Origin of the sequence: Winogradskyella bathintestinalis (genome assembly GCF_030407435.1) — a bacterium.
GTDB classification, from domain to species: Bacteria; Bacteroidota; Bacteroidia; order Flavobacteriales; family Flavobacteriaceae; genus Winogradskyella; species Winogradskyella bathintestinalis.
In genome coordinates, this window is record NZ_JASDDK010000002.1 from 143,504 (window position 1) to 167,388 (window position 23,885).

Below are 23,885 nucleotides of genomic sequence, written 5' to 3' on the forward strand. Positions count from 1 at the left end.
ATTTTAAATCACATTATTTAGTTAATGAATCAATTCAGTTAAAACTTGCTTAAAAGTATCTACAGGCTGTGCACCCGTAACCGCACTCTTTTTATTGAATACAATAGTAGGCACAGAATTTACACCCAAATTTTTCCAATAATTTTGTTGCTTTCTTACCTCATTTCGTGCTTCATCATTATCTAATTTCGCTAAGGCTTCTTCCGCTTCTAATCCCACATCCAAAAGAATCTGCTTAAGTACTTTTCGGTCAGACACATCTTTTCTTTCACTAAAGAACGCGGTTGTTAAACGCATTTTTAACTCGGTTTGCTTTCCGAAATCTTTAGCATAATCCAATAAAACATGGGCATCGAACGTATTAACCATTCGCATTTCTTTAAAATAGTCGAATGTAAATCCAAGGGATTTTCCTACTTCAGTCATATGCTGCTGCGATTGGTCCTGCTGCTCTAATGTTGAACCATATTTCTGTGTAATATGTTCATTTACATTCTGGCCTTCAGCGGGCATCATAGGATTTAACTCAAAAGGATGCCATTCGATAGTTATCTGATCTTCTACTCCTAATTCTGAAATTGCTTTTTCTAATCGTTTGTAACCAATGGTACACCAAGGACATACTACATCTGATACGATATCTATTTTCAATTTATCTTTCATATTTATAGTTTTTATAATAAACCTTCCGAACAAACGGAAGGTTTATCGCTATTAATCAACAATTTACGGTTTTTTAAGGGATTATGAAACCGTATTCTCTTTCGTCCATTCAAACTTTTTAAATCCTGCATCTACAGGAGTATTTGCAATATGGTTGACGTAATTACTTATTGTTTTTTGAGATAATCCTAAAATGATCTCTAACACTTGTGCCTCGCCATAACCAGCTTCAAAAAATGTATCCAAATCCTTTTGGGATACATGTCCTCTATTTCTAACTATGGATAAAGTCATAGTTCTCAAAGCTTCTAATTTTGAGTTATCTAGGGGTGTTTCATTACGTAAAGCTTCTGTGATATTATCATCTACTTTCATCATTTTAGCAATTCCGGTATGTGCAGGAACACAATAATGACAAGCGTGCTCAACATTTATAGTTTGCCATACCACAGTCAACTCTTCTTCATTAAATGAAGTTTGTGTAAATAGCTCGTGTAAGGTTTGGTAAGCCTCTAAAATTTTTGGTGCTCCGGCTAAAACGCCGTGTAATCCAGGAATCATTCCGTAGGCTTTTTGTGAATTTTCTAATAGTGATTTACTATCTTCTGATGCAGTTTCGATGTCATGAATTTTTAAAGTGGTCATAATCTTGAATTTTAATTGTTTTACTTATTATTAATTAACTAAACGAATGTTTAGTTTTTTGTTAATTTTTTTAATTCTTTTTTAAAGGTCTACAAATTACTAGCGAGATCATCAAGATATTGGTGCAACGTGCCTTTTCTAAAAGTTAGGAATAATTGAATCAGATCTTCTCTAGATATATAGTTGGTGAATTTGGAATTCTTGTCATTGAGATAATTTTCGAACGCTTCTAAATTTTCAGATTTCCTTGCGCCTTTTCGCATAAGCTTAGCAAGTTCTTTTTTAGTAAACACATGCGCACCAATTTTATAGTTCATTTTAGAGACCGCTGATTCTTTCAGAAATTCTCTGTACTTGAATGTTTCTTGTGAAAATACTTCGCTAACGAAGTTTGATAATGAATGCTTATATGTTGTGTTTTCATTAGTATCCAAATAATTTGACACGATTGTATATTCTTGAGCATTTAATGTGACAAAGGTTATTGAGAGTGCGAATGTTAAAATAATAGTTTTCATAATACATTGATTTTACAACATATCTAAACAATCGTTTAGATATAGGTTAAAAAAATAGTTAGAGATTTTTAAAGGTCATTTCAATATAATCTTCAATTTCTTGTGGAGTATTAACTCGAGATGCCGCAGCAAGACCATGTTTCGCTAATAATAAAAAATTGGCTTGTTTCAATACTGTATCTTCATTTTTCGTTGAATCCATTTTTAATTTTTCAATAAAAATAGTCTTAAGATTATCCATGAAAACATTCATTTGTTCTTTAATTAATTCATCGTCACTTTCTATGAACTCATTATAAGTGTTAGTAACTAAGCACCCATTTTGATTTCCCATTTTTAAATTTAAGGCCACAGACTCATAAAAAAATGCTTTAATATCTTCCACTCCATTTAGGCCATTTTTTAAATTTTCGAATAACGTTTTTGTTTTAGATTTATAACATTTAATGCTCTCTAAAAATAATCCATGCTTACTACCAAAACTAGAGTATATAGAAAATTTATTAATGCCCATTTCTTTCTCAAGCATCTGCATGGAGGTATTTTCATACCCTCTTCTCCAGAATAATTGCATAGCTTTATCTACAACTTCTTCTTCTATATATGCTTTTTTTCTTGCCATGTTTAAATACGTGAAAATGAATATATTTCTTATCACAGCACAAAACTAACCAATCGGTTAGTAATAAAAAAATGTTTTAACACTTTATTGGATTATTGATACCCTAACGTCGTATTCAAACGTAATTTAATCCTCCGTATTAAGTCTCATTTTTAATAAATCTGGTTTAAAACCAAATTTTTTTAGGCATGTAAAGTATTCTCATTTTCTGCATACACTACTTATTGTATTTCAGAGACGTTTCATTCTTTAGCCCTATCTCTTCTAATGTTTTTCTGCTTTCACAGGAATGACAGAACGGGAATGATAGATTAAGCATGATAAACAAACAGAGGATTGTGATTAGAAAGGTTTAGTATTGTTGTAGACCCCTGCTTTCGCAGGAATCTACAACTTACAGCAATGACAATTATTTTTGTTTTATATAGGGGCCTATGAAGTTTTAGGTATTCTGAATTTACTTGGAGACATAAACTTATAAATAGCATCTGAGCTTATTTCTGGGTTGGCTCCTTCACTACCTGCTACTAAAGCTCCAATAGCACAAGCAAAGTTGATAGCATCTTGTGGGTCTTCGTTATTGATTAATTTACTAATTATGGAGGCTAAAAACGAATCACCGGCACCTACGGTATCTACAACATCGATATGATAGCCACTGTTATAATAAATGGTGTCGTTGTAATACAAAATCGCACCATGACGTCCTTTAGTGACACAAATGGTTTTTGTATTGGTATGTTGTGCTATGAACTGCATATTTTCCTCTAAACCATTTGTGTTAGAGTTTAACATGTCTCCGATTTCAAATATTTCGTCGTCGTTGAATTTTATGAAATCGGCTTCATTCATTAAATGATTTAAAACGGAGATGGTATAATACGGTTGTCTTAGGTTGACATCGAAAATCTTGTATTTAGCCACTTTTAGGAGTTCATATAAGGTATGTCTTGACACATCATCTCTAGCGATTAAACTCCCAAAAACAAAAGCATCAGCATGTTCTGTTGTTTTCTTGGCACTTTCGGTAAGCTGGATATTATCCCATGCTCTTGGATACATAATATTATAAGAAGCCGACCCTTTTTCATTCAACATCACTTTTACTTTTCCTGTTTTAAAAGTGTCGTCAATTTGAACATTATCTGAATTTACCGCATGGTCTTGAATGTAGGTCTTTATTTTTCTTCCCTTTTTGTCTGTTCCTATGCGACTAATCATAGAAACATTATTCCCTAAGGATTGTAAACGTAACGCCACATTTAATGGTGCGCCCCCTATTTTCTTGTGGGTGGGAAACACATCCCACAACACTTCTCCGAAACAAACTATATTTTTCATTTAAATGTCGTTTAAAATATTACTGTTTATATCCTTCACCGCTTTTTCAATACCGTTTTGAACAATGTTTTGGTAGGCCTTAGTGTACGCTGCTACAAAAGTAGTGTTGTCTTTAAGCGATCCGAATATGGCATCAATTTCTAAAAAGGATTCAGGATGCGTTCTAGAGGCTATGGCTTTTTCATTTAAAACCTGTTCCATAGCATCTTTAATTATTAGTTGTGTACCAAATTCATTGACGCCAACACTGTATATAGCAAATGCAGCAATTATAAAAGCCGCATGATCAATAGACCCCTTTGTCTCTAACTGGGTATTGATGGTTGGTAAAATGAATATGGGAATTTTAGCAGAACTCTGTGAGCAAATACGATCAATTTGATCTTTTATATAGGTATTTCCAAAGCGCTGTATTAATGAGAACTTATAATTTTTTAAGTTCACACCTTCTAAATCCCCTAAGGTTGGTGTGACTTCGTTGCCCATATAGATTCTTAAAAACGAGCTGATATCGGCATTACCAACAGCTTCATCAATGGTGGAATAGCCATATAATGCCCCAAGAATACCTAATACAGAATGACCTGCATTGAGTAAGCTTAACTTCATTTTTTCATAAGGTACAACGTCTTTAACAAATTGTGCTCCTACGGTTTCCCAAGCTGGTCGTCCTGCTATAAAATCGTCTTCAATAACCCATTGTTTAAACGGTTCACATACGACTGGCCAAGCATCATCAATCCCAGACGTTTCTTTTAGTAATTCTATATCTAAGGCTGATGTGGCAGGTGTAATTCTATCGACCATAGCATTTGGAAACGATACGTTGGTTTCAATCCAAGCTGACAATTCAGGTTCTGCCGTATTCACATAACTCATTAACATTCTTTTAGTCATGTGGCCATTACCCTGAATATTATCACAAGATTGAATGGTACAGCCTTGTAAACTGCGTTCTTTTCTTAGTTTTAAGGCTTGAGTGAGGTAACCAAAAATCGTTTTTGGAGCCTCTGGGTGATCTAAATCGTGTTGAATTAAAGGGTTGCTAAAATCGAATTCTTTTGTAGCTTCATTATAGTTATAGCCACCTTCTGTAATGGTCAAGGTGATGATTTTAACGTCTGGACTCGCCATTTTCTCAATCACTTTTATAGGATTCTCAGGAGCAAATAAGCATTCTGTTATAGATCCAATAACCCGTTTGGTAAGCGTGCCATCGAGTTCTTTTATAATTAAAGTGTATAAACCATCTTGTGCTTTTAAGGTGTTGTATATTTTAGTATCGAAATCTAATAAGGCGATACCACAAATGCCCCAATCTTTAATAGCTTCATCATGTAATAGTTCATCGGTATAAAATGCTTCATGTGCTCTATGAAACCCACCAATACCCACATGAACGATGCCTGTTTTTAATTGACTTCTATCATACGTTGGACAAGGTATGCGTTTTGAGATTTCTGCTAAATTCTCTTGATTAAGTTTAATTATTTGTTCCATGATATTTAGGTGTTTTTGATTTTTCCACGTTGAAGTGCCCAATAGGCCGTAATAAAATAAGTTAATGTACAGATGAAGGCATATTTATAAAAGACCTCTCTGTTTTGAGTGTATATCGTTTCATCTGCACTACCGAATAACACATTACAAGCTAAGGCTACTGTGATGAGTAACGCAACTAAAGAAATGCTTCTTAATACTTTAGTAAATATTGAGGTGTCTTTAATAATCACCTGCTCTGTTTCTGCTTGTTGTTCTTGAAATTTTGAGATGTTTATGTTGCGTATCTTTTCTTTTTCTTCCGCTTCAGTGTATTTGTCTTTAGCGCCATATTTTCCTGCTAAGAGTGTATAAACAATTATGGTGAAAATCCAGGTGGGTATAAATAGGTAAAAGAAGGACATCACATCTAAGGCGTTTAGCCCAAACCCGAATGCCAGACCAAGGGCCCAAGAAGCGATTGCAGGTTTGCTCACGGTTAATTGGCGATAATGTAACCAATAGCGTGTATAACCAATACGAGGGAATATTTGATGTTCAGCAAATACAATCGCTCCGACAGGGACTACTAATAAACCAGCATAAGTAAGTAAGGGTAATATTTGGGAAAATACAAAAGGAAAACAAGCCACAACCATTGTCACTAAACCAACAGCTATGGTCGTTTTTTTACGCGAATGATTTTTGAATATGGCTTGAGCGGCTAAACCTGCACGGTAAAGATTGGCAACCGCAGTGGTCCAACCCGCAACAATAACAATTACAAAACCAGACCATCCTAAGGCATAATAAGCCACATCACCAGGATCGAGTTCTACAATAGATTTCCCGATGATAACGGCTGCTCCTGCTCCCATAATTCCGGCAGAAATCCATGCGACATAGTGTCCAAACATCATTCCTGTACTAGTTGTTAATCCGTAAGATTTCTTTTTCGCAAAACGAAATAAGGCCATGTCTATAAGTCCGAAGTGGGTAATAGTATTGGCAGCCCAAGCAAAACCAATAACTTCCGTTAAACCAATACCAGGTTCTCCATCACTGTTAATGCCTGTCCAAATAGATTGATCACCTAAGCTTATAAAGTCGCTCCATCCACCAGGTATGGTTTTACCTAATACTTCTAGTGATAAGGCTGGTAATAGGACAAAAGCACCACAAATAAACATAACGAATAACCAAGGAGCACAGATTCCCGAAAAATCAGAGACGGCTTTAAAACCATATATGGCAATAGATACCACAACGGAACCCACAACTAAAACGATTACTATAAACCATAAATTAGTGGGATACCAATTGAGTTGTGCCGGAATATCAAAAGCAAACCGTACTGCTGTAGCTGAAACGGTGATCATAGCCGCAGAAATCACAGTAAAGATGATAACGTTAGCCCAATTATAGAGCTTAGTCATGGAATCTCCAGCAATTTTGTTGAGGTAGGTGTATAAGCTTAGTCGCGTGTCAACTGCTATAGGAGATGTAATAAAAGTCCAGCTTAAAACGGCTAATATGTTTCCTATTAACAAGCCTAATATAATATCTTTGGTTGTGGCTCCTAAAGCTACAAAGGTTGCACCAATAACAAATTCAGTTGCTGCCACATGTTCAGCGGCATATATACCCGCAAAATGCGTCCAATTGTGCAATTTATTTTTGGCAATTGGTAACTGTTCTGCCTCTAGGTTTTTGAACTGTTGGAAATCATTGGATGTGTCCATAATTTAATGTATTTAAATTAGCCGTTATTGTATATTGTGATATAAGAAGCACTATAAATAGTCCTCATTATTGGGTTTAAAAAATTGTGATATCTAATTGTAATACCGCTTTTTGCTTTTCAGGATTCCACATCGCTGTGACTTCTGCAGGAATTTTCATCTTACCTAAATTGATATTTTTATTTAAAGCAGCGCCTACATTAACAATGTTGCCTTGGCCCTCTGTATAAAACGTTTTGTCTGTAATAAAAGACCATGCACCACCAACAAAAAGTGATAGTTTATAATCGTCTTTCTCCCAAACTTTACTTTTTATTTCAAAATAATGGGTCCAAGAGTTTTCTAAATCACCGTTATCTTGAATTTCATAATCTCCTGCACCACCTCCAAGTATGGTTGCAAAATATAACGCTGTATGTTTAGAAACATTAAGGCCAAAATTTAAATCTACAAAATTGTAGCCTTGATCTCTATCGTAACTCCAATAGCGTAATTTATCACCTCTTTCTTCAACGCCTGTAAAATTATTATGTGAAACTGCTTCAATAAAGACATTTTCTGAAAAACGATACTTTGCATATATAGATAACTCTTGATAATTAGCACTAACATAGTCACCTGTGTTACTATTTAAAACATCAATAGTGGTTAAGCCAGCTCCGCCCCATAATCCTAAGGTAAATTTTGTGTTGCGTGAATTATACTCTAAACTTGTTGCAAAAATGGCACCTGGATGGACAACAAACCCATGCCATGTATGCATGTTTTTTATATGAGCATTCATGCTAAATGGATTATAATCGTCTTGCGTCTCGTCTTCTTGTGCAGCGATTAAATTAACGCTAAAACATAATAAACAGTATAACATTGGTATATAAGGATGACGTAAGTTTTGCGTGATCTCGTTAATTTTATTTTGGACTAAAATGTTGACTTGTATTTTCATTTTTTGAAATTTTAATGAATCAAATCTTATAAACGTCATTTTTACGTTTATTTTTCAAATGTATCGTAAAAAAATTATAAAACCCAAATTAAAACGAAAAAATATGTGTTAAATTACTCATTATCTATACTATATTGATAATTTAATGGTAGTTTTGGAATCATAAAAACCCTAAACTATTATTGTATTTATGACGTTTAATATTGTTTTTCATATATTAGACGTCCATAAAACAAAGTGCTATTACTAATTTAATGAGCTTATGAAACCTGAATTAATATTAAATATATCTGTTGATTGTGTTGTATTTGGATACGATATAAGTACTAAATCTTTAAATGTTTTATTGATAAAACGGTACTTAGAATCTGAAACTAAAAAAGAGGTTTTGGTTGATGATTATGTATTAACAGGTTATCATGTTTATACTAATGAGACATTAGATGACACTGCCACACGCGTCTTAAAGGAATTAACAGGTTTAACGGGTCAGTATAAAAAGCAATTTAAAGCCTTTGGCGATCCGGATCGATTACTAAATCCGAAAGATTTGATTTGGATAAAAAATGCTGAATTTCATGAAAGAACCACAACGATTGCCTATTATTTTTTATTAAATACCGTAGAAGTCGATTTAAAAAATAATACCTCACACGCACAGTGGTTTCCTATAAATGCTTTACCTGAATTGGGATTTGATCATAAACAAATTATACTAGAAGCTTATGAAGACCTCAAAGGAAAATGTTTGTCTGAGCCTATTATATTTGAATTGCTACCCGATAAGTTTACCATAAATGAGGTTCAGGACTTATATCAGTCTATATTAGGAATCGCGATTGACAATCGGAATTTTAGACGCAAATTGATTAACAAGAAATACATTATTGCACTGGACGAAAAACAAGTTGGTGTATCCAAAAAACCTGCACAGCTTTATATGTTTAGTAAAGAGGTCTATGATAAGGTATTTCAAAAGAATTATTTGATAAGTATTTAATCGGTCTTTTCAGCGCTAAAACATAAAACAATTCAATTGTATTATGGTAGAAAATGTTGTTAAGTAAGTAATACTTAGTTTTCATTTAACCTATTCAATACCTCTAGTCCTTTTGTAGATACCAACCGATGTATAAATATAATTCTTTCGATGAAAAGCGCTAAACCGTCTAAAGTTGCTTTTCTATAATTGGATCGCAGATGGTTTTCAGTCCGTAAAGTTGCAATTAACGCCACTCAGAAAATTATGACACTTTAAATAGTTTAATTAAAGAATAATAATCTACTACAATTAATATAACGTACGTTTCAATACATGTTAAGAATACTTAAGACATTTACCGGTCTTTAATTAATACCGAAGTGCATGACATAACATTAAAGCTTTGTTAAAAAAAGAATGAACGTTCATTTTTATATTAAATTTGCATAAGAATTATAAAATAATGACAAAACTTCAGAAAAGCATAGATAAACGAAACGCATTAATTAAAGCGACAATTGAGTTGGTAAATAACAACGGATTTCACGCGACACCCATGAGTAAAATAGCTAAAATGGCTAAAGTATCTCCTGCAACGATTTATCTCTATTTTGAAAACAAGAAAGACCTTTTAAATAAGACTTATGTTGAAGTTAAAACAGCGTATACCAATTATGCTTTTGCGACCTACGCCGACGATATGTCTGTAAAAGAAGGTTTTGAGCTGATTTGGAAACGTATTGCAGAGTTTAAACTTAATGAATGTGAAAACGCTTTATTTCTAGCGCAATGCGATAACACCCCAATTATTGACGAGCCGAGTAGACTTGAAGGTATAAAACATTTGCAACCTCTACTCGATCTTTGGGAACGTGGTAAACAAGAAGGTACAATTAAACGGGTATCCGATTATATCTTGTATGCTTACTCCATAAATCCATTATCGTTTTTAATAATATCGCAAAACAGAGGAGCTTTTACATTAAACAAATCGCACATTGATGAAGCCTTTAATTCTGCCTGGAACAGTATAAAAGTACATAAGTAGTATGAAAAAGACCGTTATTATATTAGGTGCTTCAGGCTTAACTGGAGGATTATTGTTAAAACAATTAATTACAGATGAGCGCTACGCCAGTATAAAGATTTTTGCACGTTCTAAAATAGAAGGTTTACCAAATAAAGTTACACAATATATTGGAGATTTATTACACTTAGAACAATTTAAAGCCGATTTTACAGCGGATGAAGTATTTTGTTGTATTGGTACAACCAAATCAAAAACTCCAGAAAAAGACCTCTACAGAAAAATAGATTATGGTATTCCGGTATCAGCCGCAAAACTTGCTAAAGAAAATGGCATTCATACATTTTTAGTGATTTCAGCATTAGGTGCAAATGCCGATAGCAGTTTGTTTTATAATAAGACGAAAGGCGAAATGGAACGTGATGTGCTGCAATTGGGTATCGAAAATACTTACATCTTACAACCCTCTTTAATTGGTGGAGATCGCGAAGAGAGTCGCACAATAGAAGACATTGGTAAAGCAATATTTAAAACAATTGAACCTTTATTCTTCGGGAAATTAAAACAATACAAAATCACGGATCCTAAACATTTGGCTAAGGCCATGATATTTTTAGCCAATAACACAGATCGCTCTGAAGTTTTTGTTACTTCAAATGACATAAAAAATATTACTCAAAAAAACTAAAATTAAATGGAATTATTAGAAAAATTAAATTGGAGATACGCTGCCAAAGCTATGAATGGCGAAAAAGTATCTGAGGATAAAATTGAACGTATTTTAGAAGCTGCACGGCTAGCTCCTACGTCATCTGGCTTGCAACCTTTTGAAATTTTTGTAGTTAAAAATCAAGAGGTAAAAGAGCAAATTAAACCCGTGGCTTGGAATCAGTCTGTAATTACGGATTGTTCGCATTTATTAGTTTTCGCAGCTTGGGATCATTATACACCAGAACGTATCAACTACATGTTCGATTTAACAAATGAGATTCGCGGATTTAAAAATGAAGGTTGGGAGAATTATCGACAAATGTTATTAGGTATGTATCCTACAAAAGATCCAGAAGAAAATTTTATTCACGCATCAAAACAAGCTTATATTGCTTTTACCGAAGCTTTAACGGCTGCTGCCTTTGAAGCTGTAGATGCAACACCATTAGAAGGTTTTGAGCCAGATGCTGTAGATGAAATTTTAGGTTTACGCGAAAAAGGCTTAAGAAGTGCCGTTTTATTACCTCTTGGTTATAGAAAAACAAATGAAGATTGGTTAGTAAATCTGCAAAAGGTTAGAAAACCTATGGAGGATTTAGTAACAGTTATTGAATAAAGGATTTAATAGAAATACAAAAAAAATAAAAATGAACAATTTTGAATTTAAAAACCCAACCAAGATTATTTTTGGAAAGGATACTATAGAAAAGTTAAAAGAAGAAATCCCTACTGATGCTAAAGTTCTGTTACTTTATGGAGGTGGAAGTATTAAGAAAAACGGTATTTATGACCAAGTAAAAACAGCTTTGACCGATATCGATGTTACTGAGTTTGGAGGTATTCCTGCAAATCCGGAGTATGCTACTTTGATGGATGCATTAGAAGTAATTAAAACTAAAAATATTACCTATTTATTAGCCGTTGGTGGAGGATCTGTAATTGATGGTACCAAATTTTTATCGGCAGCAGCAGTTTACGATGGTGACACTCCATGGGATATATTAACGAAAAACATTAGAACAGAAAAAGGATTGCCTTTTGGTACAGTGCTAACATTGCCAGCAACAGGATCTGAAATGAATTCTGGAGCTGTTATTACACGCGAAGAAACTAAGGAAAAATTAGCCATGGGTGGACCAGGATTATTTCCTGTTTTTTCAATTTTAGATCCACAAGTCATTACATCAATTCCACAACGCCAACTAGCTAATGGTTTAACCGATGCTTTTACACATGTTTTAGAGCAATACATGACGTATCCTATTGGTGCAATTTTACAAGATCGATTTGCAGAAAGTATTCTACAAACTTTAGTAGAGGTTGCTCCAACGGTATTAAAAGATCCCACAAATTATCAAGCCGCTTCAAATTTTATGTGGAGTTGTACTATGGCTTTAAACGGATTAATTCAAAAAGGTGTTCCTGGAGATTGGGCAATACACATGATGGGACACGAGCTAACGGCTTTGTTCGGTATAGATCACGCCCGTACTTTAGCTATAATGACACCAAGCCATTATAAATATAATTTTGAATCTAAGAAGGAAAAATTAGCGCAGTATGGCGAGCGTATTTGGAATATATCCGAAGGAAGTACAGACGATAAGGCTTATGAAGCTATTGCTAAAACTGAAGCATTTTTCCATGAATTAGGTATTGACACTAAATTGTCTGATTACACAACAGACTATGAAGGCACCGCTGAAGAAGTTGCAAAACGTTTTAAAGCACGTGACTGGAAATTAGGCGAACGTCAGGCATTAATGCCAGAAGACGCCGAGAAAATAGTAAAGATGGCTTACTAAGTATACTGGTTACAAAGAGTGTAGTCGGAATGCTATAATAGCAAAAATTTCTAAGGTTTTCGGCTGCACTCTTATGTGATCAAATTATTCAAATACAAAATTATTGTAGTGACATTAATAAAAACTGTGGCCATTGTGCTAACAACATTTACAGCATTAAGTTGTAAAGACCGACCAAACAACAAACCTTCTGGAATCGTTTCAGAAGAAAAAATAGAATCTAAAAAACAAGAAAATATGAACGTACTATTTGTATTAACATCTCACGATAAATTAGGAGATACAGGAAAAAAAACAGGATTTTGGGTTGAAGAATTCGCAAATCCATATTACACATTATTAGATAAAGGAGCAACAATAACGATTGCGACTCCTAATGGTGGTGCTGCACCAATAGATCCAAGCAGCGATTCCCCAGATGCCGCTACAGATGATACTGAGCGTTATAACAAAGATGAAAAAACTAAAGCTTTAATTGCTAACACACACAAATTAGCAAATATTAACGCTAATGATTTTGATGCCGTATTTTATCCAGGTGGTCATGGGCCATTGTGGGATTTAGCCAATGATAAAACTTCTATTGCTTTAATTGAAAAATTTAACGCTCAAAATAAACCTATTGCATTTGTATGTCATGCACCGGCCGCTTTAAAAGATGTTAAAGGAACCAATGGAGAACCTTTAGTTAGAGGTAAAAAGGTGACAGGTTTTACAAATACTGAAGAGGATGCTGTCGGATTAACTGAGGTTGTTCCATTTTTGGTTGAAGATATGCTAAATAACAATGGTGGAATCTACTCTAAAAAAGACGATTGGGCAGCGTATGCTATTCAGGATGGTAATTTAATTACTGGCCAAAATCCAGCCTCTTCTGAATTAGTAGCTGAAAAATTATTAGAGAGTTTGAAGTAATTTTAGACACCCCCTAAAAAAAGGTTTCCAAATTGGAAACCTTTTTTTTAACAATTCTTAAATTTAGAATTGTCTTTCTTATGGTTGGTTTAAGATAATTTGAAGTACATTATGACTATCGAAGGCTCAGAAGTTAAAATATGCTTTATCCAAAAATTAAAAAGCTAGAAATTAAATACCATATTTAAAGCCGAAAATATATCACTTTTAGTCATGGCATTAGAACCTGCAACAAAAAATATAATACAACATGTTAACTATTATCTTTATCCGTATTACATGTTATTTCTTTGCATTTTTCTGAAGTCTAAATGCTTAAACTTTTATTTTATTTATTGAGTTTATTCAAAAAATATGGACTTTCCTAATTCATAAATCTGAATATAAAAATTCACAATAAGTCGGCTTCGCACACGCTTCTTAAAAATCAATTGAATTTACAGGCAGTTCTTTTTGCATACGATTAAATCAATTTATAAATGCTTGTCGACCGTCTGCGGTCATTGGATTGAGTTGTACATATTCTTCTCCAACATACAGTGTTACAGCTTTTGTTGGATTGCTTTCGTAGGCCATTTTGTAAAAAGCAATGGTGTTTTTTATATTTTATTCATTATCCTTAAATTATTAAATATTAGATTTTACTTCTATTGTGGTCTATAATTTCGGTTATATGAGATGCGACACTTTCAATGGTTAAAATTTCAAAACCACTATTTTCTGGTTTTTAAAAATAGAAAACAATGTGTGGCACGACTTTTTGCATCACATATTTGTATTAGATTTTTCCAAAGCTTTTCTAATATGTTCGCTATCCCAATGGTTATCAAAGTCAATACCTCGTTTAAAATCTGCATCTAATAATTCTTCTTGCTCTTGTAATTCTTTCCTAACTTTAAAAAGATAATTCTTTTCTTGTTTAGACGCTTTTGCTAAACGTCTCAGACTAGTTTCATCATATTTAATATAATTTTTAATTTGTCTGTTAAGTGTATATTTTCTAAATCCTAACTGATGTAATACATCACTTGCTAATGCTAACGAGGTGTCTAAAGATTCTCTATAAAAATTTTCAAGTCCTAGGTCTAATAATGCGTAAACATCGTCTCTATTTTTAGTCCGAATCATAAGTTGTATGTGCGGATATTTTTCATTTACAATTTTACTTATCGCTTTAGTTACACTTAATTTATTGGTAGCGATAATTACTATTTTAGCTTCTGCAATCCCTGCTGATTCTAATAAATCTAAACGAGTAGCATCTCCATAATACACTTCAAAACCCATTTTACGAAGTAAATCTACACGATTTGAATCTTGATCTAAAATGGTAGCTTCTACTCCATGCGACCTTAAAAAACGACCTACTGTACTTCCAAAGTTTCCAAAACCAACCAAAATTATTTTTTGCGATTTTGCAATATGATCCATCGGCCGTTGTATCGATTCTTTAGTTCCAACTTTTGGCAGAATAAAACGCTCATTTATTATACTTATAATTGGTGTTAATGCCATACTTAATGCTGTTATTACTAACAACATGTCCATTTGATCTTGTTCTAAAATATTAAGTCCAAATGCAAAAGACAGTAATACAAAAGCAAATTCTCCTACTTGAGCTAAACCAAAAGTTAAGAGTAATTTTTGATCTAATTTTAAATTAAAAACACGACCTGTAATAAGTAAAACGACAGCTTTTATTATAACTATGACAATTAAAATGCCACCAATAGTCAACGGGCTTTTGGCAATTATAATAAAGTTAATGGAAGCACCAACTGCCATAAAAAATAAACCTAGTAATAAATTTTTAAAAGGTTCTAATGTGCTTTCTAACTCGTGTTTAAATTCACTATTAGACAATACCACACCTCCTAAAAATGCTCCTAAAGCTGGACTGATACCAACCAACTCCATAATAAATGAAATTCCAAAAACGATTAAAAATGCAGCCGCAATAAGCAATTCACGAACATCTGTTTTAGCTACTTTTCTTAACATTGGAACAATTAAATAACGGCCTAACGCTATAATAACTACAACGGACAAAATAATAGCTATGGTCTGAAATCCAAGTGGTAAACTCGCTATTAGACTCACAGAGTCGCTGTGATCGGATTGTGTCCCTGCTCTAGAATTAGATAACAATGGCATTGCACCTATCATGAAGATCACAATAATATCTTGAAATAATAAAATAGAAAAAGCTGATGTTCCAAAGGTAGTGTTCATCAGACCTTTTTCTTTTATAGTTTGCATAGCTATAGCTGTAGAAGATAATGCTACAGCCATAGAAATTACTAACGCCACCTCCCAATCGTAACCTAAAAAGGTGAATAATAAATAAGACAAGAACATGGTACCTCCTACTTGAATTCCTCCCATGCCAAGAATCGTTTTTCGCATATTCCAGAAGTTTTTAGGTTCAATTTCTAAACCTATAAGAAATAGCATCATTACAACTCCAAATTCGGCGAAATGAAGTATATCATCTCCTTCTTCACCAATAAAACCTAATACATAAGGTCCTATTAAAACACCTGCCAATAAGTAACCAATAACAGAACTCAAGCCTAACCGCTTGGCAATAGACACACAAATAATCGCTCCAGCTAAAAACACTATGGCTTCGAAAAGTAAACTTCCAGTCATATTTTACGAACTTTTAAGTTGCGGAATATCATTGATAAACGATTTTTTTTCAAAATCTTGCATTGTTAAATTATCCTGTAGTAAATCGATTAATTTTCCGTAATTTATTTTATAATCGTTTAATTTTTCATCGGAAAGATTATGCGTTCCCATAACTGCAAATGGAGGATAATAAATCATTCCGCATAAATTTGCAGTTTGTTCAAAAGGTCTTAAAAATTGTTCTACTGTAAAACTATTATAGCCTGCAGAACAATACACCTCTTTAGATCCACCTGTTGTAATAGCATTTAAACACGTTTTATTGTGTAACGCTTTTCCTTCTGGTCCATAAGCCCAATTAAATTCTAAAACCATATCAATCCATTGCTTCATTAATGGCGGACAACTATACCAATAAAATGGATGATGCCAAATGATAATATCGTGCGCTTCTAATAATTGCTGTTCTCTTGGTACATCGATATGAAAATCGGGATATTCATCATATAAATCATGAATGGTTACATTTCCCTTGTCTTTAATATGATTGATTAAAGATAAATTCGCTCTAGATTTTTCTAGCTTAGGATGCGCAAAAAGGATTAGAATTTTTTTCATATTACGAAAATAGCAATTAATAAATAAGCGGTTAAAATAGTTTTAACCGCTTATAATATACCGATGAGATCAGATTCTCTATTATTAAATTTACTAGAAACTAGGCGATTAAATTAAATGAAATTTTAATACCTTCTATAATCATTCCGGTGCCAATAATGGCAATAATAAGTCCCATTATTTTTCCGATTACGGAAATAACATTATTACCAACTATTCTAACAATCACATCACTTAATCTAAATGTAAAAAACGTTAATAAACTCATTAAACCAAAAATAGCGATAACTAAAACTATATGAATAATTTGAGCATCAGAAACGAAATTCATTGCTGTAACTATAGTACCAGGTCCCGCAAGAATTGGGATCGCTAATGGTGAAACCGCAATATTTTCATCAATATGAACATCTTTAATATTTTTTACATTAGATTTTTTTGATTGTAACATTTCAAAACCAATATAAAATATTAAAATACCGCCAGTAATTTTAAAAGCAGGAATACTAATATTGAAAAGTTGAAAGATATATCGGCCTAAGAGTACAAACGTGGTAATTATAATAAAAGCAATAATATTTGCTCGTTTATTTATACTTGCCTTTGCCTTCTCACTAGCTCCTTGCGTTAAGGACACAAAAACCGTCATATTTGATATGGGGTTGGTAATTGCAAAAAAACCAGTAAATACTGCAATTGAAAATGCAATTAAGTTATCCATATGCCTTGAAGTTTTAAGTTTGAAATTATCTCGATGAATTGGTTGTTTATCAAATTATAGTAAAATTATGCCTACTAATTTAATTCTAAACCACTGGTCTTGTTATTCTGCAAAATTAAGACTTTTCAAAAATAGTATTTGAATAATGACTTGCAACAATTCCTTTCAAATTAAAAATAATAAAATGTTTTAATAAGGTGTCTTGATCGTAAAATTCAAATGAATTATCGTCTTTAAAGAGCAAATGGTCAATTCTAAAAAAATAAATTTTAATGATTAATTCGATGTCAACATCGTTTTTAATATTGCCCGCTTCTTGAGCTCTTAACAACAATTTATAGACTGTATAATTTGCTAAATCTTCAACAAAATTATTAAATAACCGACTTGCTTTAGGGTAATATTTTTCCAATCCGTAGAGAAAAGAGGGTTTAAAGCGTTTTAAATACTCAAACCCTCTCTGATAAATTAGTATAACACATAAAATAGAATCTGTGCTGTTGCTATCAATCAGCCTATTAATGTCTTGCTTATAGTCATTTACTAAACTTTCAACACCACAGGTGACCAAGTCTTCTTTATTAGCAAAAAATGAATAAATCGTTTTTTTCGATATACCAAGTCCTTTTGCTAAATCATCTAAAGTCACATGTTTACTCCCTAATTCGGTAAACTTATTAATAGAATATGTTAGTAATTCTGCTTTAGAAATCATAAGTTTTTATAATACCAATAAGGATTTAAAATGAGCTACAAATAATTAAAATATAAAGGCTTTTTAAAATGAAAATAGAATTTATCTCCAACCACCTCCAAGCGCTTCATATAAATCTACGACTGACACTAATTGCTGTAATTGACTGTCTATAATATTCAGTTCGGCACTTAGAGCACTTTCTCTAGCTGTTAATAAATCTAAATAGTTCGCATAACCGTTTTTGAGTAGCTCGTTTGAGTTAGCTTCCGCTTGGCGTAAGGCTTCAACTTCATTTTGTCTGAACTCAAATTTCTTCACTTCAGATTCATAACTAAACAATGCATTAGATACTTCACTGCCTGCTACCAATAACGTCTGTTTAAAATCAAGTAAAGCTTGTTCTTGTTGCGCTATAGCAACCTCTTTTTGTGTTCTTAACTGCCGTTTGTTAAAAAGCGGTTGTGTTAAACCACCAACTACTGTTGCAAATAATGAGTTCGCATTCAATAAATTATCTAATTCTAAACTTTGTAACCCACCAGAAGCTGTAAGTGTTAATGATGGATATAAACTACTTTTAGCGACATTGGTTAATTCAAAAGATTGAATTAAATTAAATTCAGCAGCCAAAACATCTGGTCTATTGCTCAGTAACGTTGCAGGTACTCCAATTTTTAACTCTTCTTCTATTCCTTGAACGTCCAAACTACTTCTTTCAAAGTGTTGTGGAGTTTTACCTAATAGAATACTGAGCATATTTTCAGTTTTAAAAATGGCAACTTCAATATCCACTTGCAGTGCTTTTGCACTATTGTACTGTGCTATGTTTTGGTCTACAGCCACCTGTGTTACTTGCCCCGCTTCCTTTAATGCTTTAATGGTTGTAACACTACTGTCTCTGGTAATAATCGTTTCCTTTGTAACTTCTAACTGAGCATCTAAAGCTAATAAATTGTAATACGTATTCGCAATGCTAGAAATCAACTTTGTTTTCACCGCTTGGTGACCTGCTACACTTTGCATATAAGCGGCTTGTGTTGCTCTTTTGTTACTTCTAATTTTACCCCAAATATCAGCTTCCCATGAGAGGTTTGCCGTAATATCGTAAGTATCAATCCCACCACTAAAAAGCGCACCGAATTGACTGTTTTCAGATTGTTCTTGGTGCGTTACACTTGTACCAACATCTACTGAAGGAAAGTAACCGGCTTTACCTTGCTTTGCATAAGCTTCTGCCGCAATTATTTGCTGCAGTGCAATACGAATATCCATATTATTTTGTAGCCCCTCTTCAATATATTTCTGAAGGTATTGGTCTTTAAATAATGTTTTCCAAGACATGTTAGCGATAGAAATGCTATCTGTCGGAAGATTTTCTGTGCGGTAAAGGGCGTCAGTTTCGGTTTCCAAATTTGGTCTAACGTAATCTTGTGCCACAAAACAGCTTTGTAGTGTTAGTGCAATGGCCAACATTAAAGTGCCTTTTCTAAAATTTCTATGTTTTATAATTGATGTCATTGTTCTTAGGCTTCAATAGTTTGTACTGCTGGTTTACGAGAAACTTTTTCTTGTAACCATTGAAAAAATATAAATAGAATAGGAATTACAAAGACTCCTAAAATTGTACCAATAAGCATACCTCCTGCTGCTCCTGTACCAATAGCATTGTTACCTTCTGCACCGACACCATTAGCCAAAACTAAGGGTGTTAAACCCAAAATAAAAGCGAAGCTCGTCATTAAAATAGGACGCAAACGCGCTTTAGCACCATGGATGGCGGCATCAACGATAGATTCACCTTGCTTCCTCCGTTGCAGTGCAAACTCTACAATAAGGATCGCGTTTTTGGCGAGCAAACCAATTAACATTATTAAAGCAATTTGGAAATAAATGTTATTTTCCAAGCCTAAGAATTTTGTACTTATATAGGCACCAAATACACCAAATGGTAATGATAATATAACTGCAAATGGTAATAAATAACTTTCGTATTGTGCACTCAATAAAAAGTACACAAACAGAATACTTAAAATAAATATGAAAGTGGTTTGGTTTCCTGCATTAACCTCTTCTCGTGTTAAACCAGAATAGGCAACAGTATAATTACTTGGTAATTTTGCCACTTCTTCTTCTATAACTCTAATAGCGTCACCGGTACTAAACCCTTCATTTGTAGCCCCAGTTATACTTGTGGAATTGAATAAATTAAAACGTGTTACCGATTGTGGTCCATACACGCGTTTTAAATTTACAAACTGTGTAATTGGTGTCATTTCGCCAGAATCAGTTCTCACATACATACTATTCAATGCATTTTCATCGGCTCTATCTCCTGGTAAAGCCTGTATGTATACTCTAAATTGTTTTCCGAATCGCGAAAAATCCGAAGCATATACTCCACCTATATAACCTTGTAATGTTGAAAAAATACTGGAAACTGAAACTCCTTTTTCTTTTGCCAAGGGTACATTAACTTCCATCTCGTATTGTGGATAATTAGTGTTAAATGACGATGTTGCATATTTAATTTCAGGATGACTCATAATAGCCATTGAGAAATCTTTATTAGCCTGATCTAAATCTGTAAACTCTCCTCCAAATTTGTCTAATAAATTAATCTCGAATCCAGACGAATTACCAAACCCACGAATACTTGGTGGAGAAAAGAAAATTACATTGGCCTCTGGAATTGTCGCCGCAATGCCAAATAATTTTCCTGTGATTGCTTGTGCAGATAGTGCATCACCTTCTCGCTCTCCCCAATCATCGAGTTTAATAATTCCGAAGCCAAAATTACTACCAGATCCACTAATTAAACTACGTCCTTTAATGAAGTTTACACCTACTATACCGTCCATGCCTTCAATTTTATCGTATAGTTTTCTTGCGACTGCATCTGTTCTGTCTAATGATGCTCCCGGTGGTAATTCTATATTTGCAAAGATGATACCTCTATCTTCATCGGGTACAAATCCTGTTGGTGTTGTTGCAGATGCCCAATAAATTCCTACTCCCGCAATTATCAAAAGTAGTACGGATACAAATTTTCTTTTATATAAAAATTGAAGTGATTTCCCGTATTTTTCTATCGTTGCATTAAATCCACGATTGAATACGGTGTAAAAACGTTGTAACAGGTTTTTATTTTTTAATTCCTCATCATCTTTATGTGGTTTCAATAGTAAGGCACACAATGCAGGACTTAACGTCAAGGCATTAACTGCAGAAATTAAAATGGCGATTATCAACGTAACACCAAACTGTTCATAAAACACACCTGTTGGTCCTGTTACAAAAGTTACCGGAATAAATACAGCTGCCATAACTAAGGTAATAGAAATGATGGCACCAGATATTTCATTCATGGCTGTCAATGTTGCATTCTTAGGGCTTTTTTCACCTTCGTCTAATTTAGCATGTACCGCTTCCACAACAACTATGGCATCATCTACCACAATACCAATGGCTAGAACAAGCGCAAATAGAGTTAAAAGGTTAATAGAATACCCAAAAATATTTAAGAAAAAGAATGTACCAATTATAGAAACAGGCACTGCAATAGCCGGAATCAACGTAGAACGAAAATCTTGTAAGAATAGAAACACCACTAAAAACACTAATAAGAAAGCTTCTATTAACGTAGTAATTACTTTATCTATCGATGCATTTAAAAATAGACTCGTATCGTAAGGCACAAATATATCCAACCCTTCTGGTAGATCTGCTTTAACATCGTCTAAGGTTACTTTTATATTTTCGATAATTTCTTGAGCATTAGAACCTTTAGTTTGAAAAATACCCATAAATACAGCCGGATTTCCTAAACTCATCGCATTAGACGAGTAAGATTGTGCATCTAACTCAATCGTAGCCACATCTTTTAATCGCAAAAATTCTCCATTACCTAATGCTTTAATAATAATGTCACTGTACTGCGCTTCATCTTTAAAACGACCACTGTACGTTAAAGTATATGAAAATGATTCGCCATTATTTTCTCCTAACGAACCTGCAGCAGCCTCTAAATTTTGTTCTGCTAATGCGGCTGATATATCCGAAGGAATTAAGTTATAAGCTGCTAATTTTTCAGGATTTAACCAAATTCGCATGGCATAATCCTGATTAGAGAATACACTAACATCTCCCACCCCGTTTATACGCTGCATAGCTGGAATTACATTGATTTTTAAGTAATTTTGAATAAACGTAGCGTCGTAATTTTCGCTTTCAGAATACATAGATACAAACATCAGTGCACTCGTTTCTTGTTTTTGCGTTACCACACCTGTTTGGGTAACCTCTTGTGGTAATAATGGTGTGGCTCTAGCTACACGATTTTGCACATTCACCGCGGCAATATCAGCATCCGTCTCTTGGTCGAAATATACGGTAATGGCCGCTGTACCGTCATTTGATGCCGTAGAAGTGATATAGGTCATTCCTTCCACTCCATTAATTTGTTCCTCAATGGGAATAATGACACTTTCTAATACTGTTTCTGCATTAGCTCCAGTATAATTGGCTGAAACTTGGATTGTTGGCGGTGCAATATCTGGGTACTCCTCTATAGGTAAGGTAGTTATACTTATTACTCCCAGTATAACTATGATAATAGAGATTACTGTTGAAAGCACTGGTCTTTCAATAAATGTTTTTAACATGACTACTAGTTTTAGTGGTTATCTAATTTCTGAATAAAGTGGCTACGGGTGTTATGGCTTCTTCAAAGGAAGTTTCTTGAGGCGAAATAGCCATGCCATTTTTTAATTTCCCAACGCCCGAAACTATAATTTTATCATTCACATCAACACCAGATTCTACGACATATAAATTGTCTACAGTGTCCGTTATCTTTAAAATTGAAGTCGCCACTTTTGCATCCTCTGTAAGTACAAAAACCATAATATTACCTTGTTGCTCAAAAGTTGCCGATTGTGGTACTACGATAGCGTCCTTATATTCTACAGGAATTCTTATTTTCCCGCTGTTACCATTGGTTAAAATTTCATTAGGGTTATCGAAAATCGCTCGAATTTGAATAGTTCCAGTACTTTGGTTTATTTGACCTGTACTGGTTTGGATACGACCTTTTTCAGAATATGCTTTACCATTGGCTAAAATCAAACTTAAATCTGGTGAATTTTTAATACGTTCTGCTTTATTTTGACCATTAGACTTCTGTAAATGGTTTATATATTGAGCTTCGTTAAAACTAAAAAACGCATAAACTTGATCTATCTCACTAACGGTGGTTAATGGTGTTTCATCACTTGGGCTAATTAAAGCACCTTCTCTAAAATTGATAGCACCAACATAGCCATCAATAGGACTTTTAATTGTTGCATAGCCAATATTAGCAGCAACACTGCTGTAGTTGGCTTTTGCTTGTGCTAAATTTGCCTTTGCCGTTTCTAACTGTACAGCACTTATAATATTTTTTTCAACGAGTGGAATCAATTTATTAACTTCTACTTGTGCGACGTTAATTTGCGCTTGCGCTGCACCAGCATCTTGACTTAAAGTTTGGGTCTCTAATTTAAACAACGATTGGCCTTTTTTTACTTTCTCACCCTCATCTACATACACATTCTCAATATAGCCTGAAGTTTTCGCCCGCACATCACTATTAACTACACCTTCTATAGTTGCAGGATATTCCGTATAACCAGTTACTGTTTTGGTTTGTAATTGTGTAACAGGAAAAGGTGCTGGTGGTGCTTCTGCTGCTGATTGTTTTTGCTCGCTGTTTCCACAACTTACTATGATTAAGAATACACTTAAGCCTAGTACGATTTTTAATTTATTGGTTTTCATTTTAA

Annotated in this window: 21 protein-coding genes; 6 read left to right on the top strand and 15 right to left on the bottom strand. The window is 33.7% G+C overall.

The features are described 5' to 3' along the window. Positions 1 to 21: 21 nt before the first annotated feature. The 8 genes from QMA06_RS05565 to QMA06_RS05600 form a co-directional block, all read right to left on the bottom strand. Positions 22 to 663: a DsbA family oxidoreductase gene (locus QMA06_RS05565; protein ID WP_290205887.1), complete on the bottom strand. Its 642-nt coding sequence runs from the start codon at positions 661 to 663 to the stop codon at positions 22 to 24. Positions 664 to 744: 81 nt separating this feature from the next. Next, the gene (locus QMA06_RS05570; protein ID WP_290205888.1) at positions 745 to 1,308 is read right to left on the bottom strand and encodes a carboxymuconolactone decarboxylase family protein; all 564 of its coding nucleotides are present in this window, start codon (positions 1,306 to 1,308) and stop codon (positions 745 to 747) included. Between the two features lie 89 nt (positions 1,309 to 1,397). Further along, entirely contained in the window at positions 1,398 to 1,826 is a 429-nt protein-coding gene (locus tag QMA06_RS05575) for a hypothetical protein (protein WP_290205889.1), read from the bottom strand. Positions 1,827 to 1,884: 58 nt separating this feature from the next. After that, complete coding sequence (locus QMA06_RS05580) at positions 1,885 to 2,448, bottom strand: TetR/AcrR family transcriptional regulator (RefSeq protein ID WP_290205890.1); 564 nt, start codon at positions 2,446 to 2,448, stop codon at positions 1,885 to 1,887. A gap of 432 nt (positions 2,449 to 2,880) precedes the next feature. Continuing rightward, complete coding sequence (locus QMA06_RS05585; RefSeq protein ID WP_290205891.1) at positions 2,881 to 3,789, bottom strand: carbohydrate kinase family protein; 909 nt, start codon at positions 3,787 to 3,789, stop codon at positions 2,881 to 2,883. Further along, a complete protein-coding gene (locus QMA06_RS05590) occupies positions 3,790 to 5,289 on the bottom strand; it encodes a mannitol dehydrogenase family protein (protein ID WP_290205892.1) in 1,500 nt (499 codons plus the stop codon). Positions 5,290 to 5,294: 5 nt separating this feature from the next. Continuing rightward, on the bottom strand, positions 5,295 to 7,010 hold the full coding sequence (locus tag QMA06_RS05595) for a purine-cytosine permease family protein (RefSeq protein WP_290205893.1): 1,716 nt from the start codon (positions 7,008 to 7,010) through the stop codon (positions 5,295 to 5,297). A gap of 76 nt (positions 7,011 to 7,086) precedes the next feature. Beyond that, a complete protein-coding gene (locus QMA06_RS05600; protein ID WP_290205894.1) occupies positions 7,087 to 7,956 on the bottom strand; it encodes a hypothetical protein in 870 nt (289 codons plus the stop codon). Between the two features lie 262 nt (positions 7,957 to 8,218). On the opposite strand from QMA06_RS05600, the gene QMA06_RS05605 reads away from it, so the two are divergent. From QMA06_RS05605 to QMA06_RS05630, 6 genes are all read left to right on the top strand, one after another. Beyond that, on the top strand, positions 8,219 to 8,956 hold the full coding sequence (locus QMA06_RS05605) for an NUDIX hydrolase (protein ID WP_290205895.1): 738 nt from the start codon (positions 8,219 to 8,221) through the stop codon (positions 8,954 to 8,956). Positions 8,957 to 9,401: 445 nt separating this feature from the next. Beyond that, complete coding sequence (locus QMA06_RS05610) at positions 9,402 to 9,986, top strand: TetR/AcrR family transcriptional regulator (protein ID WP_290205896.1); 585 nt, start codon at positions 9,402 to 9,404, stop codon at positions 9,984 to 9,986. Position 9,987: 1 nt separating this feature from the next. Beyond that, entirely contained in the window at positions 9,988 to 10,653 is a 666-nt protein-coding gene (locus QMA06_RS05615) for an NAD(P)H-binding protein (RefSeq protein WP_290205897.1), read from the top strand. Positions 10,654 to 10,659: 6 nt separating this feature from the next. Further along, on the top strand, positions 10,660 to 11,292 hold the full coding sequence (locus tag QMA06_RS05620) for an NAD(P)H-dependent oxidoreductase (RefSeq protein ID WP_290205898.1): 633 nt from the start codon (positions 10,660 to 10,662) through the stop codon (positions 11,290 to 11,292). Positions 11,293 to 11,323: 31 nt separating this feature from the next. Beyond that, positions 11,324 to 12,481: an iron-containing alcohol dehydrogenase gene (locus QMA06_RS05625; protein ID WP_290205899.1), complete on the top strand. Its 1,158-nt coding sequence runs from the start codon at positions 11,324 to 11,326 to the stop codon at positions 12,479 to 12,481. A 108-nt stretch (positions 12,482 to 12,589) separates the two neighbouring features. Continuing rightward, positions 12,590 to 13,396: a type 1 glutamine amidotransferase domain-containing protein gene (locus tag QMA06_RS05630; RefSeq protein ID WP_290205900.1), complete on the top strand. Its 807-nt coding sequence runs from the start codon at positions 12,590 to 12,592 to the stop codon at positions 13,394 to 13,396. Between the two features lie 765 nt (positions 13,397 to 14,161). On the opposite strand, the gene QMA06_RS05635 is transcribed toward QMA06_RS05630, so the two are convergent. From QMA06_RS05635 to QMA06_RS05665, 7 genes are all read right to left on the bottom strand, one after another. Next, positions 14,162 to 16,048 (bottom strand): monovalent cation:proton antiporter-2 (CPA2) family protein, encoded by a 1,887-nt coding sequence (locus QMA06_RS05635; protein WP_290205901.1) that lies wholly within the window; start codon positions 16,046 to 16,048, stop codon positions 14,162 to 14,164. Between the two features lie 3 nt (positions 16,049 to 16,051). Continuing rightward, positions 16,052 to 16,648, bottom strand: coding sequence for a glutathione-regulated potassium-efflux system oxidoreductase KefF (kefF, locus tag QMA06_RS05640; RefSeq protein WP_290205902.1), 597 nt, complete (start codon positions 16,646 to 16,648; stop codon positions 16,052 to 16,054). A 100-nt stretch (positions 16,649 to 16,748) separates the two neighbouring features. Beyond that, a complete protein-coding gene (locus tag QMA06_RS05645) occupies positions 16,749 to 17,369 on the bottom strand; it encodes a MarC family protein (protein ID WP_290205903.1) in 621 nt (206 codons plus the stop codon). Positions 17,370 to 17,484: 115 nt separating this feature from the next. Then, a complete protein-coding gene (locus QMA06_RS05650; protein ID WP_290205904.1) occupies positions 17,485 to 18,084 on the bottom strand; it encodes a TetR/AcrR family transcriptional regulator in 600 nt (199 codons plus the stop codon). Between the two features lie 81 nt (positions 18,085 to 18,165). Beyond that, positions 18,166 to 19,584: an efflux transporter outer membrane subunit gene (locus QMA06_RS05655; protein ID WP_290205905.1), complete on the bottom strand. Its 1,419-nt coding sequence runs from the start codon at positions 19,582 to 19,584 to the stop codon at positions 18,166 to 18,168. Between the two features lie 5 nt (positions 19,585 to 19,589). Then, the gene (locus tag QMA06_RS05660) at positions 19,590 to 22,727 is read right to left on the bottom strand and encodes an efflux RND transporter permease subunit (RefSeq protein ID WP_290205906.1); all 3,138 of its coding nucleotides are present in this window, start codon (positions 22,725 to 22,727) and stop codon (positions 19,590 to 19,592) included. A gap of 22 nt (positions 22,728 to 22,749) precedes the next feature. Then, positions 22,750 to 23,880, bottom strand: coding sequence for an efflux RND transporter periplasmic adaptor subunit (locus tag QMA06_RS05665; protein WP_290205907.1), 1,131 nt, complete (start codon positions 23,878 to 23,880; stop codon positions 22,750 to 22,752). Positions 23,881 to 23,885 lie beyond the last annotated feature (5 nt).